The organism is Neorickettsia helminthoeca str. Oregon (assembly GCF_000632985.1).
Lineage (GTDB): Bacteria > Pseudomonadota > Alphaproteobacteria > Rickettsiales > Anaplasmataceae > Neorickettsia > Neorickettsia helminthoeca.
In genome coordinates this window covers 552,834-568,140 of the sequence record NZ_CP007481.1, presented here as the reverse complement: position 1 = coordinate 568,140, position 15,307 = coordinate 552,834, and the positions used below count along the sequence as shown (strand labels likewise).

The window sequence follows — 15,307 nt, the reverse complement described above, 5'->3', positions numbered from 1 at the left end:
ATGAAAAAACATGTTGCTCATTCTTCTGTCCAGACTGATAAGTTTGTCTTCAGTTGCGAGAACCTAGAAAAGGTAGAGCAAATACTGGCTAGATATCCTTCATCTCATAAAAGAAGTGCCGTCCTTCCACTGCTACACCTTGTCCAGGAACAAAACGAAAACTGGATCCCTATTGCTGCAATGGACTATATAGCCCAATTATTAGATATGCCTGTGATAAGGGTTTATGAAGTTGCTTCTTTCTATAGTATGTTCAATACTGCTCCCGTAGGCAAATATCTCATTCAAGTTTGCAGGACTACCCCATGCTGGCTCAGGGGAGCGGATCGTATATGTAACGCGATTGCAAAAGAGCTTTCGATACGGGTTGGTCAATCGACCGAAGATGGAAAATTTTCCCTGGTTGAAGTGGAGTGTTTAGGGGCGTGTGTGAATGCACCAGTTATCCAAATCAACAATGATTATTTTGAGGAATTAGATGAAAAATCCGTAATTCGTTTGATATCTAAATTAAAATAAAATTCTAATACTGATACAATTTTAACTGATATATGCTATAATCTAGTCTTGGTTGTTTTGATTTGGTAGTACGCAAATTTTTCTAGCTCTGAGTGTTGGTGAATTGATTCAAGATTACTGAGTACGATCGGGTTGGTATTATGCAGCCATTTTTCTTCCCGAATTGTGTGTTATAACCCCCTAATATCTTGCATTACCTGCTTTTTGGATATGCAGTTGCGCTGGATGTCTTTTTCTGTTCTGTCTGAAGCTTGGCCACTGTGTGGATCAATTGTTTTATCCTTTTCCAGCTGTTGGAGATGACCTGACCATGTACATCGGTCTGGGAAAATAAATTATAATTTGATCAAGGAGATCACTCTAAAATCCTAGGAAAGTTGGTTGTGATCTTTTATATCATAGAGTTGTACTTATGTCTCCTGAGGTTCTAGTGTTGCTACCAGCGAATATATTGGAGAATTACGTAAGCTGCCTCTCTCTATGTAGGCGACGGAAAAATGTAGGCGGTGAATAGATTAAGAGATAAAAATGTTTGAGGAGTATAGGCAAGTCGCAGAATCTGCGCGGGTGGTGTTAAGTTATCTTGAAAATCCTGAAATAATGGCAGGTCTTCTTGCAGCGTTCGCTGAGCAAGACTGTATACCGGAGAGTGATGTAAGCCATATACGAGACGTCCTTAGCGGGTTTGCGGAGATGCTAGATAGAGCCGCCACTCAAGGTCGAGGGAGAGAAGATCTTGTAATGTCTGCGCCAGAGTTACAGGGACTGCGCGATCTATTGCTTTCTGTTTTTGAACCTCTAAGGCGAAGCGCTTATGGTGACGAGCTAGCTTCTTCTGATACCTCCTCATCTGCATCAGCGTCATCACCTAGGATGGGCCCAGCTAAGTGTGGATTAGGAGGATTTAAGGCTTCTGTTCGGAAAAGAAAAGTTCTGGGTGCCAGTAGCTCTACATCCATGCTCGATGGCGATTTATTACTTCCTCCTTTTCCAGAGACTCCAGTCAAGGTTGTTTGCGCTCATAAACTTCTTTTTGAGCTATCTTTACTTCTCCGGTCTATAGAGATACCCACAGATGAGAGAGGTGAAGGAATAGTAGAGCATAAAAGTGGAAAAATAAGATCAGCTGCTGAAATAGTTCAAAGAGCTCGCAGATGTGCTGCTCTTTTATCTGCTTATTCTGTTGTAAGGTCGATTAAAGCAAACGCTGGGGCAGCATGCGCGAGTCTTGGTACTATTGTTAAGTGTATTGGAGAGCAAGTTGGGAGTACATTCCCTCAGGCTAGTATGGCTGCCTTGGAGGATATTGCTTCGTCTGTGCCAGATGATGAAGAGCGTGCCCTAGTCCAGAGAATAATTCAGGCCTGTAGGGAGGGCAACTTTCCACTTGCTCGTGAACAAGCCGCTAATGTGTGCGCTCCTCAAATTAGAGCTGGTGTTTTTAAGTGCATTGAAGATGGCGAGAAAGGGCGACGATGTCTTGTTTCAGTGCTCGAAGAACTTCAGGTGCTAGTACCTGCAACTTCGGCAGTGATGAAGAGTATCGCTAGTACTGGTGAGGGCGGGGAAGTAGTCGGTCTGTCTCCGACGCTGACTAAGTTTTTGAAAGAGGTAGGCGAAGTAGTGCCCAAAGCTGTGATGGTGATGAAGAGTATCGCTAGTACTGGTGAGGGCGGGGAAGTAGTCGGTCTGTCTCCGACGCTGACTGAGTTTGTAGCAAGGTTACGAGAACTACTACTCCATGTCGCTCGTACTGATGAGTCAGGGCAAGAGCAAGGCCTTGTTCCAGAGGTGGTTAAGACTTTACCAAGTGTAAGAGAGGCACTCTCACGATTCTCAGAATTAACGAATGGTCTAGTTACTACTGATGAGAATGGGCAAGACAAATGTCTTAAGCACAAGGTGGAAACTATCATAGGTGATGCTGGAGCATCTGTACGATCTATTGATATGCATATGACGGGCCTTATGCATAATGCATACGAAGTCTTTGGAACAAATAATACAATGGAGGAAATACTTGTATGTTCCCAGAGGCTTTATGGTGCTCTCTGTCGCGCAAGCAATACTACAGATGGGAAGAAACGTGCGAATGTAGCGCGAGCAATACGTACTCTCTACAATGAGCTACGAGACTGCCAACTCGCTTTTCCTGCGACTATTGCGATTGCTTCGAGCAAACTCTGGGCTAGGTTAGCCTGTAGAAAGGTCTTAGAAGATGAGGGGTGCGATGTTCGTGGATTGTCCAGTGCGGAGATAATCAATCTTTCTTTGAAGCGTGATTTCGTGAGACTTTTTGGGGGTGGCCCGCGTACTCGTGAAATTGGGACTTTAAAGAGCGTATCTGAGTTGCTCGAGCTGCTTGGCAAGAATGATGAAGATACTGCATATACAGATCGGGTCATTGAGAAAGCATGTGAAGAGGTTGAAGCGTTTGCTCGCTCAGCCGCAGTACTGAAAGAGAAATATTTTAATCGAATGTCTGAGCTTGTAGGTGGCGCCCTTAATGCAAGTGTTGGTGCAGGTACTGTAATGCGCGGAATCAAAGGTATAGTCAGCCCAAAGAATATTTGTCGCGCTCTTGTAGTGATAGGATTCTTGTTTGCTGCTTTTTCTTGCTCTGGAATTTCGGAATTCAAGAATTTCAAAGCTATCGGAATAGCATCATTCATATCACTCTGTGTTGGTATTGGGTTTTTGAGCATGGCCTTTACCAAGGTACAAGGCTTTCGTCCCGCAAGGGGGAGAGATAAGGATAAATATAGCATATATCATGGTATTTTCTGTATATTGCTCCCTGCACTTGCTTTCAGTGTTGCTGCAATCATTTCATTGCTACGGTTATTTGGGGATGACATCATAAAAGTTAGGGATTTCTGGGTAAGCGGAAGTAGTGAAGGTCTATGTATTACTGTAGGTATTGCTGTCTCTTTCATATCTACAGTATTACTGTACTTTGTAGACATCGACGAAACAAAGAGACCGAATCTTTGTCCTGATACAGACAAGGAAGCAGGAATGCCGCTTAGTAGTGGACTTCGCCATGTGAATCTCTCGGATACTTGTAGCGCTTCTGTGTCTCTTGTTTAGTGTGGTGAATTTGAGTTAGATTGCCTGATTAGAAGGGCACGTTTCCGTGGATCGAGGTTATCATCCAGGATGATACGTATCTATTTTTATTTGGAATCGGCGGTGTTGGGTGAAGTTTTGATCTGTTACGCCCTTGCATAAAAGAGATCATTTATACTATAATTTGTGCCTGGTTCCAAAACTTTAGAATAGACTATGCCCGTTCCCAAAAGAAAAACTACTCCAGGAAAACGAGGGCAGAGACGATCTCATGATGCCCTCTCTCCTGACATGTTTGTTACAAATAAGACTACAGGGGAGTTTCAAAGGCCTCATCACATTTCCCTAGACGGATTTTACAATGGCAGACAAGTTCTTTCAAGGAAGAAAAAGAAAGAGCAACAGTAATTGGTCTCTTAGTCGATTTGGAGGGTGTGTCGTCTTTGTGGAACATAAATGGGAAATAGGATTATAGTTGCCCTGGATGTGATGGGCGGTGATAATGCTCCAGATGAAATCATCTTTGGCGCTTCCCGTTATCTGATGCGACATCCTGATTCTGTCTTTTTCAGGCTTTTCGGTGATGGTCCCTCTCTTGAGAGATGTCTTTCACACAGTCTTAATCTTGTCCTTCTCAAGAATAGTGAAATCATTCATACAGACGATATCGTCTCGTCCAATGATAAGCCTTCCTTAGCGGTTAGAGGAAGGAAGGGTTCGAGTATGTACAGGGCGGTACAGGATGTCAGAGAAATGATCTCACATTGTGTCGTTTCTGCTGGTAATACCGGAGCATTTATGGGGATTTCGAAGATTCTTCTCGGCATGTTGGATGACATATATAGGCCCGCCATTGTTACGACTCTACCAAGTAAAAAGGGAGAAGTAGTTGTCCTTGATCTTGGAGCAAACCTCGAATGCAGTTCTGAAGTGCTATATCAGTTTGCTTTTATGGGAGCAGCCTTTGCAAAGGCTGCTCTCGGCACGGAAAATCCAAGTGTGGCGCTCCTGAATATTGGTGTTGAGGAGAATAAAGGTACTGATGCTATAAAAGAAGCCTTCCACATGCTGAAAGAGAAATCTGAAGCTAGTCGTTTTGACTTCAGAGGATATATAGAGCCTGCGGATATGCTCGGAGGTAACGTGGATGTTGTTGTCAGTGATGGATTTACGGGCAATATAATGCTGAAGACTGCTGAGGGTATTTACCACCTAATAAAAGAGGGTATAGTCAGTGCGACCAAGGCCTCATTCTTGTCTAGGATCGCTGGATGTATCTTGTCCAAAAATTTGAAAGGATCAATGGCCAAGTTTAATCCTGATCTGAGAAATGGCGCTATGTTGATTGGTTTGAATGGTATTGCAGTAAAAGCGCATGGTAGCTCAGATAGGAATGCCTTCTCGAATGCTATTATGGTCGCGGCTAATTTAGTTGAGAATGATCTAAACACACAGATTATTGAGAGTATCTGTGCTGTTGACTAGGTCAGCTTACTTTCCGTCGCACGCGGGTATTTTACCCTGACGTCCGTGACTGATATTGTTGGTTTTTGAGCTTCATCAAAACACGGTGAGGTGTTGCTATTTTTACTTATCTGTCCTGGCGTACTTACTGCTCCTAGGATTTTTGGCGAACTGTAAAAATGAGGAAAATAAATTTCTTGGGATTTGGCTCTTACTTGCCGGGTAAGGTCTTGACTAACTTCGATCTTGAAAAGTTAGTCGACACTTCTGATGAATGGATTCTCAGGAGAACCGGCATAAAAACGAGATACATAGTTGATGAGGAAGATGTCTCTGACTTAGCACTGAATGCTTCTCTGAAATGTCTGAATGGAGTGCAAGATTTTTCCGTTGAAGACATTGATGCAATAGTTGTTGCTACTTGTACTGCTAGTAAGAGAATCCCTGCAGTTGCAAATATCTTACAGGGTAAGCTAAGTATAAAAAGACAAATTCTTTCGTTCGATATCAATGCTGCATGTTCTGGATTTCTATATGGCCTTTCAATTGTTAGCGCAATGGTTGCAGCTGGGAAAGTCTCAAAAGTGCTTCTGGTTGGGGCAGATGCCATGTCCAGCATCGTCGATTGGAAAGATAGAAATACTTGTATTCTATTCGGTGATGGTGCAGGTGCCGCACTGATTTCTGCCGGTGAAGTAGGCGGATTAATCTATGATTCCATGTCTTGTGACGCATCCTTGTGTGATGCGCTCTCTGCAGATGTTACAGGGAAACTACATATGGACGGAAGAAAAGTCTTCGAGGCAGCAGTCAAAAAACTCACTACTGAAATCAATAAGGCGTTTGATGTCAGTGGCATATCAGCTCAGGAAATAGATTACTTTGTAATGCATCAAGCTAATATAAGAATCATAGATTTAGTTAGCGAGAAGATAGGTATAGATCCATACAAAGTGATAGTGACTGTAGACAAGTATGCGAATACCTCTGCAGCTTCTATTCCAATTACGCTGGATCACCTTAACAATGAAAAAATACTGAAAAAGGGGGACAAGCTCCTACTTACGGCTATGGGAGGGGGATTTACATACGGAGTTATGATAGTTGAGTATTAGTCCCCCCAAGTACTCTTATCATCAGGCAATGATCCCGGTGAGATTCGAACACACGACACACAGATTAGGAATCTGTTGCTCTATCCTGCTGAGCTACGGGACCACTAAGATTAAGTATAAAAGAAACTCGCCTGTTGTAAAACTTGTTTTTCTAGGAATATTTTCAGATTCTGTACGCGTCCAGCATGGAAAAGAAAATTGGCTTGTGGTTGTAGGTGTATGTACGCATCTTGGATGCGTCCCTATAAGCAATCCCGATGGGACTTTTTTCTGCCCATGTCATGGTTCATACTATGACACTTCAGGTAGGGTCGTCGCTGGTCCGGCTCCGGCTAATCTTGTAGTGCCAGACTATTATTTTGTAAACGATACAACAGTGATATTAGTGTTTATGATTTCTGATGTTCAGGTATGATAAAGTTGGTTTGGGCTATACACTGATCGATATGTAATTTATCCGAGCCTGGAGATTTCATAGTAAATGGTTACTGAGAATAAAGAGGAAATAAAAAAATTTTCTGTACTTGCATCTGAGTGGCACAAGCCACACGGAAGTTTTGAAATGTTGCATAAAATGAATAAATTAAGGATTCAGTATATTCTAAGTAACAGTGATGTTGTTGGGAAAGCAATCTTGGATGTTGGGTGTGGCGGCGGAATTTTATCCGAGGAGCTCTCCAGCCTTGGAGGTATTGTGACTGCTATAGACCCAAGTGAGGAAAGTGTAAAGGCAGCCATGGAAAACAGTAAAGGGAATGTGACTTATATAAATGCTTCTTTGGATGAGGCTGTTATTCGTGATAAGCAATTTGACATAATCTGCATAATGGAAGTCATTGAACATGTTAACGACCCTATGGAGTTTGTAAAATTGTGTTCTGGAATGCTTGCTCCAGGTGGAAAAATATTTTTTTCGACTTTGAATAAAACAATAAAATCATTTCTCTTTGGGATCGTAGCAGCTGAATATTTATTGGATCTTCTACCCAGAAAAACGCATTCCTGGCAAGCTTTCTTGAAGCCTTCGACTTTGAATAAATTCTTTTTGAATGCTGGTCTGGAAATCAAAGATATTAGGGGATTGAAATATAATTTCATTTCCGATTCCTGGAAGTTAGATAAAGATATTTCAGTTAATTACATTGGATTTGCATCATTAGAGTAGCAAATTTCCTCAATCACTGAAGAATTTAGTCTCTAAATGATTTGAGTAATTAAATCTTAAACCTAATTAGGTATAATTTGAATACTAAATAATTTAACTATAAAATTACAATTATAAAGATCTTGTTTATCGTATTTCCATTTTCCTTACCTATTACGCATCATGCAGAACATAAAAAATGAAACAGGGTTGCTCAGTTCGTTTTTACACAGTCTTCTTATTCCTGGAAACAGTGAAAGTGGTGCTACCTGGATATCAGGACCCCATAAGTTCTGGGTAAAATATGAGGGTGATGCAATCTTAGCTGCCAGTCCAGAAGAAGCTAATGCCTTTGAATTGAGCTTTGGCTTTGTTGATCTTTTCAATCCTTCTAAGCCAACCGTGTTGTTTTTTTCCGGTAATGGTGGACGCATTAATGAGCGTTTCTCTGAAATGCGGAGGTACTGCAATGTAGTCACATTCAATTATCTAAAGTATGGGTGTGCACATCGCGCTGTTTATAGATATATGGGTGGTAAGCTTTCGCTTTCAAATCTTGTACAGCAGTCTGAAGTGTTGCTGAAAAACTTGGAAGCCCTTCTCAGATCTAGTCAATATTATGGTAGGAAATATAATCGGTCAAATGATTTAGTATTATACGGGAAATCACTTGGAGGTATGGTTAGTACCAAGCTGGCTGCGAAGCTTGAAGAGTCAGGAGAACGATGCGCAAAACTAATCACTCTTGTAGCTCCTCCGAATATGAAATATGCGGCTAGGACGCTCCTTAATCGATCCAGAGGAGCGCATCTCATATTTGTCGCATGCGCTTTACTCCTTTTAGGTACTGTTACTGGTGCGCTATATGGGATCATACGTGGTGCAATATCAGATGATCAATCTCGATGGATTACTGTGGCGTGCAGTATTACTCTTTGTCTTGCGTTGTGTATTGCTGTACTAAAAGCTGTCATTTGCATAACAGTAGTGCAGTACGGAAGCAAAATAGGGATAACGCAGGACGAAATTGATGCGCTGAACGATACGCCGGTTTCTGTGATAGTTTCTGATGGAGATATTTTCTATGAAGAAGGGGATATCAGGGAAACTTATAGAGATGGAATAAACGCGGATGATCTGGAACGGCGAGAGAATGTTAAAATCGCTGTTATTCCAGTAGATAATGCAAGATTACGCCATGAATATAAGCTCAGCCCGTTCCTATTTCGGGCTTTCCACGCTTTACTTGTGCATAACTCGGATAGTCTATATGAAGATACTGTCATGGGTGAAATTCGAGCTTTTGTTGAAGAAAGAAGGATACGAAAGAGTTGGTGGGGTGTCACCTCTATTTTGCCATGGTCACACCTCTCAAGCAGGGCTAGCAACATGGTTTAGTCTTATACTCTCTGTCTAGAACGGATAATAAAGGCTTCCATCATTACCTTAGTCGCGAAGACAGATGAGAAAATTGAGGTAATAATTCCTAGGGATAAAGTAACAGCAAAACCTTTGATGGGACCGGATCCAATGATTATCATTATCAGGGCAGCTGCCAAGGTGGTGATATTTGAATCAAAAATCGTGGCCTTTGCATGCTCGAATCCCTTCATTATTGAGTTGCTCAGAACACCAGTTTTTGCGAACTCCTCTCTTATACGCTCGAAAATTAATACATTCGCATCGACAGCCATACCAATGGTGAGAATTAGCCCAGCAATTCCTGGGAGAGTCAGCGTTGCCTCAATCAGTGTAAGCCCAGCAAGTAAAAGAATCAGATTCATTATCAGAGCGATAGCTGCGATTAAACCGTAGATCCTGTACGCAAAAAGCATGAAAAGAATGACTAACACTACAGCCAAGATTCCAGACTTTTTTGCCAATGATGTCGATTTGGCACCAAGGGAAGGTCCGATAACACGTTGCTCTATTACATTAAGTCTTGCTGGGAGGGAGCCAGACTTGAGTAACAGAGCCAACTCTTTTGCTTCTTTTGTATCAAAGTTCCCGGAAATCTCACCCCTGCCACCTATTATAGGATCTCGTATCACTGGTGCAGTCAGGACAGTATCATCTAAGACTATTGCCATAGGTCTTCCTATATTTGCTTTAGAGATCTGTTCCAATTTTTTTGTTCCATAGGAATTAAACTTAAATCGTACAACGGGAGTCCCTTTCTGGCTGAATGCGACGCTTGCCTCGTCCAGTAGATCACCAGTAAGCGAAGGATGTCTTTCCAATGTAAACCTTCTTCCAAGCTTATCTTCCAGTGTTAGTCTTCCTAAGAGTATCGCTTTATCTGGCAGGACCATATGGAAGGCAAGTTTCGCAGTTTTGCCGAGTATGGAAATTAGTTCTTCTGGATCTTTTAGGCCTGGGACTTCTATTACTATACGATCCGTTCCAAGAGAGTATATGAGTGTTTCCCTCACTCCAAACTCATCCACCCTTCTTCGAAGATTAGATATTGAATCTTCGATGAGCTGTCTATTTATTTCTCTGAGGTACTGCTCGGAGTATACTAGCTGTATAACCGCGTTCTTTCTGTCAATTTTATCAAGTACAATCTCACTAGAGTGTTTAAAGAACTTCTTCAACTCTGTCAGTATATGCTCATCCCATTCAGCCAGTGAAATTGAAAGCATTGGTTGTACTTCATCTACTTTAATTCTGAGGATTTTTACATTACTTTCTTTCGCGAATTCCGATACGTCAGAAGCAACTCTGCGTAACTTCTCTTGTAGATATTCAGCCTGATCCATCGACATCGTAATACTAACGCCACCACGCAGATCCAGGCCCATACTGATCTTTCTACCAGTTCTAGAGGAAAAATTGCCCCAGACCACAAAAAGACCGAGTCCAACGAGACAGAAAAGAAAAAAAAGCTTTACACGCGCTGACATGAGATTAATCTCTCGATGGAAAGAAAAAGAGCTTCCAGATATTGCAATACATCATACTAATGTTTATCGTGCTTCCTCGAGCCTTTTACATCACCCCAGATCCTCTTGTTCGAGATCCAAGAAAGAGTTAGCAGCACTAAAAGAAAACCTATCACTTTCAAGCCCAGACTTTTGCGCCTCTCCATTTCATACTCGGCGGTCCAGTGCAGGAAGTTGACCACATCGAATGCCATCTGATTGACTGTCGCTTGAGTACCATCATCGTAGGTCACCAGGTCATCAGACAAAGGTGGGGCCATGGCAAGCTTTCCAGTGATGAAATACGGATTATAGTGCAAACCTTCATCCGATTCCTCTCCGGTAAATCCGGTCAAAAGAGAATATAGATAGTTTGGACCATTCATTCTTGCGCGCGCTATCAAGGATAAGTCAGGAGGGTATGATCCATTATTAGCAGCTTCAGCCGCCTGTCTGTTTGAGTAGGGTGGGGCGAAGTAATCCGAGAGTACTCCTGGACGTTGATAATATTCACCGTTATCATCAGGACCGTCAGTGATTTGATACTCAGAAGCAATGTTCTTTGCCTGCTCAGGCGTGAAGCCGATATCCAGTAAATGTCTGAACGATATTCTGTTGAGTGAGTGGCAAGAAGCGCAAACCTGCTGATATACCTTGAGACCTCTCTGAATCGATTGCCTATCAAAGGTACCGAAGATACCATCAAAGGACCACGAGACGGCAAGAGGCTCCTTTGGTTTAAAGTGCTTCTCGTCTGCAGTGGAGAAACCAGAACAAAGCAGGAAGGTAAATAAAAAATATCTTTTCATAGTATGAGATCCATCTTTAACTGTCTGACTTGAGGCTATCCTGAATACTTTTCGGTAGAGGAAGAGTTTTCTCAAATTTACCAAGAACAGGAAGGACAATCATGAAATATCCAAAATAATACAAAGTAGCCAATCTACTCATAGTGATATAAGGTTCAATAGCTTCTCTACCGCCCAACCATACCAGAAACACAAAGTTACAAAGAAAAGCAAGGAAGAATTTCTTGAAAATTGGGCGATATCTACCACTTTTTACCTTGGATGTGTCCAACCATGGTACAAGGACCAATATCAAAACTGCCGAGAACAGTGCAACAACTCCACCTAGCTTACTAGGAATAGCGCGGAGGATCGCGTAGAACGGCAAGAAATACCACTCTGGAACTATGTGTTGTGGTGTCACTAAAGGATCTGCTTCGATGAAATTATCGGGGTGACCCAAATAATCGGGTGCAAAGAATAAAAACCCGGAAAAGACAATAAAGAAAAGCACGACAGTCACAAAATCCTTTGCAGTGTGGTAAGGATGAAATGGTACAGTTTCGCTGTCCGATTTCACCTCTATCCCGGACGGATTATTGGAGCCGAATCGATGGAGAGCCGCTAGATGTAGGATAACTATGGCGACTATTATGAACGGAAACAGATAGTGTAGAGCAAAGAATTTATTCAGCGTTGGACTGCCGACTGCAAAACCACCCCAGATCCACTGCGTAATGGATTCGCCGAACAACGGTATAGCAGAAAAGAAATTCGTGATCACAGTTGCAGCCCAAAAGCTCATCTGACCCCATGGGAGAACGTATCCCAAGAAAGCTGTCGCCATCATAACGAGAAATATTGCGACACCTAGTATCCAGAGAAGTTCACGTGGCTCCTTATACGATCCATAGTATAATCCCCTGAAAATATGTACGTACACCACCACAAAGAACATCGACGCTCCAACCTGGTGTGAGTATCGAATCAACCAGCCGAAACTGACATCCCTTGTGATGTGCTCGACGCTGGTGAACGCATTAGCTGCATTTGGGTCATAGTGCATTGCCAGGAATATTCCTGTCAAGATCTGTATCACCAGCGACAAGCCAGCTAGTACACCAAAATTCCAGAGAGGGTTGATGTTTATCGGAACACGGTAATCGACAATAAACTCCCTAAGAAACGAGAAAATCGGAAGTCGATATTCTATCCAGTCGATAATACCTGATCTCCTAACTGGATTACCATCAATTTTACGCATTTTTCTGTTTTGCTCCTAATATCACTGTTGTATCGTTTACAAAATAATAGTCTGGCACTACAAGATTAGCCGGAGCCGGACCAGCGACGACCCTACCTGAAGTGTCATAGTATGAACCATGACATGGGCAGAAAAAAGTCCCATCGGGATTGCTTATAGGGACGCATCCAAGATGCGTACATACACCTACAACCACAAGCCAATTTTCTTTTCCATGCTGGACGCGTACAGAATCAAGCTGTGGATCCCTAAGAGAGCTTATATCTGATTTCTTTGCTGTTTCTATCTCCTGTTGGGTTCTATTTCTTATATAAACCGGCTTGCCTTGCCACATGACCTTCGTGCTCTGCCCCGAAGCTATACTTCCTATATTTACCTCCTTAGTCGCTGCTGCAAGGACATCTGCTGCCGGACCAAATGATTTTAAGAGAGGCCAAGTGGCGACGACTGCTCCACCAGTACCAAATGCAATCGTAGTAGTAATAATGAAATCTCTTTTTTTCTTATCTATCATCTTTGCATAGTATGAAATCAAATAACTATCTTCAGCAAGGCAACGAAAGCCGCATCAAATATCAGTGCACCGAAAATTAGGAACAAGTATAGCACAGAAAAATAGAATAGTTGCATGCAATTATTATCATCTAAATAGACTGCGACTGCATAATACAAAAATATGAAGCCCAAAATTAGAGCCGTAACGGCATAGATAACACCCGCAAACATCAATACATATGGGAGTATAGACGTTGCAAGAAGTAGGACAGAATAACACAGTATCTGTATCTTTGTTACCTTCACACCCGACGTGACTGGCAACATTGGTATACCAACGGACTTGTAATCCTGTGAGCTCTTGAGAGCAAGTGCCCAGAAATGCGGAGGTGTCCAGAGAAATATTATGAGAAACAATATTATACTTTCGATTCCCACACTGTTTGATACGGCTGCCCATCCGATCATTGGGGGAAAGGCACCGGCAGCACCACCTATAACAATATTCTGTGAAGTGCGTCTCTTCAGCCAGATTGTGTAGACCACTGAATAATAGAAAATCGCAACCAGCAAAAGAAGCGCGGACAGAAGGTTCACTGCGATGGCCATGATCCCAACAGAAAGTACCGCAAGAATCAGACCAAACTCAAGCGCAAACAATTGAGAAACCCTTCCTTGCGGAATTGGACGATTCCTTGTACGAAGCATCACAGCGTCTATATCGTTGTCATACCACATGTTCAGAGCGCCAGCCGCGCCAGAACCTGTGGCCGTACAGACAATCGCCAACATCGCGGACGAAAGTGATGTTGTATATCCAGAAAAGTAGGCCAACACGACACCGGTGATTGCAGTGAACGTCACCAAAGCAACGACTCTAGGCTTGAGTAGCGCGAAACAATCCCTCAGACTCGGGCAATCGATTCCAAATATCACAGACAGCACAAATATTACTTCGCAACAGGCTCTTCAAATGAATGGTATGGAGGAGGGGATGAAAGAGTCCACTCCAGAGTCGTGCCACCCCATGGATTGTTTTCACATTTCTTGCCCCTGAGCAGTGTATGGAGCACAATAAACACAAAGAACAGTGCGGAGCCAAAAGCAAGAAAGGCGCCAACTGAGGATATATAGTTCCAAGGTATGAAGGCATCAGGATAATCTGGGACTCTGCGCGGCATTCCAGCAAGTCCTAAGAAGTGATGAGGTAGGAAAGTTATATTAACTGCAATCAGTGTTACATAGAAGTGGACCTTTCCTAGTAATTCATTATACTGCCTACCAGAGATTTTACCAATCCAGTAGTAGAACGCTGCATATACTACAAATAAAACCGCTATGGACATCACATAATGAAAGTGGCCGACGACGTAATAGGTATCATGCAGCATCTTATCGAGAGCTGAGTTAGATAATGCAATTCCAGTCACACCACCCAGTACGAACAAAAGGATAAAGCCTAATGCAAATAGCATAGGTGTCTTTAGATCTATGGAGCCGCCCCACATTGTCGCTATCCAACTGAAAACTTTTATACCAGTTGGTACACCTACTAGCATTGTCGCAACTGTGAAATAGGCTAATGTATTGTAGCTGACCCCAGTTGTGAACATGTGGTGCGCCCATACGAAGCAACCAATAATTCCAATGATAGTCATTGCTGCGACCATTCCTATATATCCAAAAACAGGCTTCTTGGAGAAAGTAGAAACTATCTCGCTGACTATTCCAAATGCTGGAAGTATAACGATATAAACCTCAGGGTGACCAAAGAACCAAAACAAGTGCTGATATAGAAGTGGATCACCACCGCCAGCGACTTCAAAAAATGCTGTCCCAAAGTTACGATCGGCAAGTAACATCGTGAGTACACCCGCAAGTACAGGCATTACTATTAATACCAACACTGCCGTAATCAGGATTGACCATACAAATAAGGGCATTTTAAACATTCCCATGCCTGGTGCACGCATATTGATTATAGTTGTAATGAAATTGATTGCCCCCAAGATCGACGAGAGACCTGCCAAGTGCAGACTGAAGATTGCTAGATCAATGGAGACATCTGGATGGAATTTAATACCTGAAAGTGGAGGATACACAGTCCATCCGGTACCAGGTCCTTCTCCTATGAATGCCGAAAGGACGACGACAATTAGCGAGAAAAAAAGCATCCAGAAGCTTATATTATTCATGCGAGGGAACGCCATATCGGGCGCACCGATCATTATTGGCACAAACCAGTTCCCGAAGCCACCTACCAAGGCAGGCATTATCATGAAGAAGACCATTATCACCGCATGCGCAGTAACGGAAACGTTATAAAGTTGGTAATTACCCCCAAACACATCAATATGCATTAGCTGACTTCTCATGAGCAAAGAAAAAAGTCCGCCTACAATACCACCGACTATCGAAAGTATAATGTACAAAGTACCTATATCCTTGTGATTTGTTGAAAAGAGCCATCGACTTAAGCCCTTAGGAATCTCTGAATGTCCACTCATAAAACTAGTCCGTCCAAC

At 42.5% G+C, this 15,307-nt stretch carries 14 protein-coding genes and 1 tRNA gene; 8 read left to right on the top strand and 7 right to left on the bottom strand.

Going from position 1 to position 15,307, the window contains the following annotated elements:
- From nuoE to NHE_RS02680, 5 genes are all read left to right on the top strand, one after another.
- Positions 1-519: an NADH-quinone oxidoreductase subunit NuoE gene (gene nuoE, locus NHE_RS02700; protein WP_038559736.1), complete on the top strand. Its 519-nt coding sequence runs from the start codon at positions 1-3 to the stop codon at positions 517-519.
- A gap of 528 nt (positions 520-1,047) precedes the next feature.
- A complete protein-coding gene (locus NHE_RS02695) occupies positions 1,048-3,609 on the top strand; it encodes a hypothetical protein (protein WP_038559733.1) in 2,562 nt (853 codons plus the stop codon).
- 195 nt (positions 3,610-3,804) lie between these two features.
- Complete coding sequence (gene rpmF, locus NHE_RS02690) at positions 3,805-3,996, top strand: 50S ribosomal protein L32 (RefSeq protein ID WP_038559731.1); 192 nt, start codon at positions 3,805-3,807, stop codon at positions 3,994-3,996.
- A 48-nt stretch (positions 3,997-4,044) separates the two neighbouring features.
- On the top strand, positions 4,045-5,073 hold the full coding sequence (plsX, locus tag NHE_RS02685; protein ID WP_038559727.1) for a phosphate acyltransferase PlsX: 1,029 nt from the start codon (positions 4,045-4,047) through the stop codon (positions 5,071-5,073).
- A 158-nt stretch (positions 5,074-5,231) separates the two neighbouring features.
- On the top strand, positions 5,232-6,167 hold the full coding sequence (locus NHE_RS02680; protein WP_038559724.1) for a beta-ketoacyl-ACP synthase III: 936 nt from the start codon (positions 5,232-5,234) through the stop codon (positions 6,165-6,167).
- Positions 6,168-6,196: 29 nt separating this feature from the next.
- On the opposite strand, the gene NHE_RS02675 is transcribed toward NHE_RS02680, so the two are convergent.
- A tRNA-Arg gene (locus NHE_RS02675) sits at positions 6,197-6,270 on the bottom strand.
- Here NHE_RS02675 and petA (NHE_RS04300) point away from each other — a divergent pair.
- The 3 genes from petA (NHE_RS04300) (at position 6,238) to NHE_RS02660 (ending at position 8,709) form a co-directional block, all read left to right on the top strand.
- Positions 6,238-6,582: a ubiquinol-cytochrome c reductase iron-sulfur subunit gene (gene petA / locus NHE_RS04300; RefSeq protein ID WP_084473281.1), complete on the top strand. Its 345-nt coding sequence runs from the start codon at positions 6,238-6,240 to the stop codon at positions 6,580-6,582. The genes NHE_RS02675 and petA (NHE_RS04300) overlap by 33 nt on opposite strands.
- A 66-nt stretch (positions 6,583-6,648) precedes the next feature.
- Positions 6,649-7,332, top strand: coding sequence for a bifunctional 2-polyprenyl-6-hydroxyphenol methylase/3-demethylubiquinol 3-O-methyltransferase UbiG (gene ubiG, locus NHE_RS02665; protein WP_038559722.1), 684 nt, complete (start codon positions 6,649-6,651; stop codon positions 7,330-7,332).
- Between the two features lie 162 nt (positions 7,333-7,494).
- Positions 7,495-8,709: a hypothetical protein gene (locus NHE_RS02660; protein WP_038559719.1), complete on the top strand. Its 1,215-nt coding sequence runs from the start codon at positions 7,495-7,497 to the stop codon at positions 8,707-8,709.
- 2 nt (positions 8,710-8,711) lie between these two features.
- On the opposite strand, the gene secD is transcribed toward NHE_RS02660, so the two are convergent.
- The 6 genes from secD to ctaD are packed head-to-tail and all read right to left on the bottom strand — an operon-like array spanning position 8,712 to position 15,289.
- Entirely contained in the window at positions 8,712-10,217 is a 1,506-nt protein-coding gene (gene secD, locus NHE_RS02655; protein ID WP_038559716.1) for a protein translocase subunit SecD, read from the bottom strand.
- Between the two features lie 56 nt (positions 10,218-10,273).
- Positions 10,274-11,044 carry a cytochrome c1 gene (locus tag NHE_RS02650; RefSeq protein WP_051579613.1) on the bottom strand — a complete coding sequence of 257 codons (771 nt, stop codon included), beginning with the start codon at positions 11,042-11,044 and terminating at the stop codon, positions 10,274-10,276.
- Between the two features lie 16 nt (positions 11,045-11,060).
- Positions 11,061-12,287: a cytochrome b gene (locus NHE_RS02645; RefSeq protein ID WP_051579611.1), complete on the bottom strand. Its 1,227-nt coding sequence runs from the start codon at positions 12,285-12,287 to the stop codon at positions 11,061-11,063.
- Positions 12,280-12,801 (bottom strand): ubiquinol-cytochrome c reductase iron-sulfur subunit, encoded by a 522-nt coding sequence (gene petA, locus NHE_RS02640; RefSeq protein ID WP_038559713.1) that lies wholly within the window; start codon positions 12,799-12,801, stop codon positions 12,280-12,282. The genes NHE_RS02645 and petA (NHE_RS02640) overlap by 8 nt, the downstream gene beginning before the upstream one ends.
- 17 nt (positions 12,802-12,818) lie before the next feature.
- Positions 12,819-13,727, bottom strand: coding sequence for a heme o synthase (locus NHE_RS02635; RefSeq protein ID WP_038559710.1), 909 nt, complete (start codon positions 13,725-13,727; stop codon positions 12,819-12,821).
- Between the two features lie 5 nt (positions 13,728-13,732).
- On the bottom strand, positions 13,733-15,289 hold the full coding sequence (gene ctaD / locus NHE_RS02630; RefSeq protein ID WP_038559707.1) for a cytochrome c oxidase subunit I: 1,557 nt from the start codon (positions 15,287-15,289) through the stop codon (positions 13,733-13,735).
- Positions 15,290-15,307: the final 18 nt, after the last annotated feature.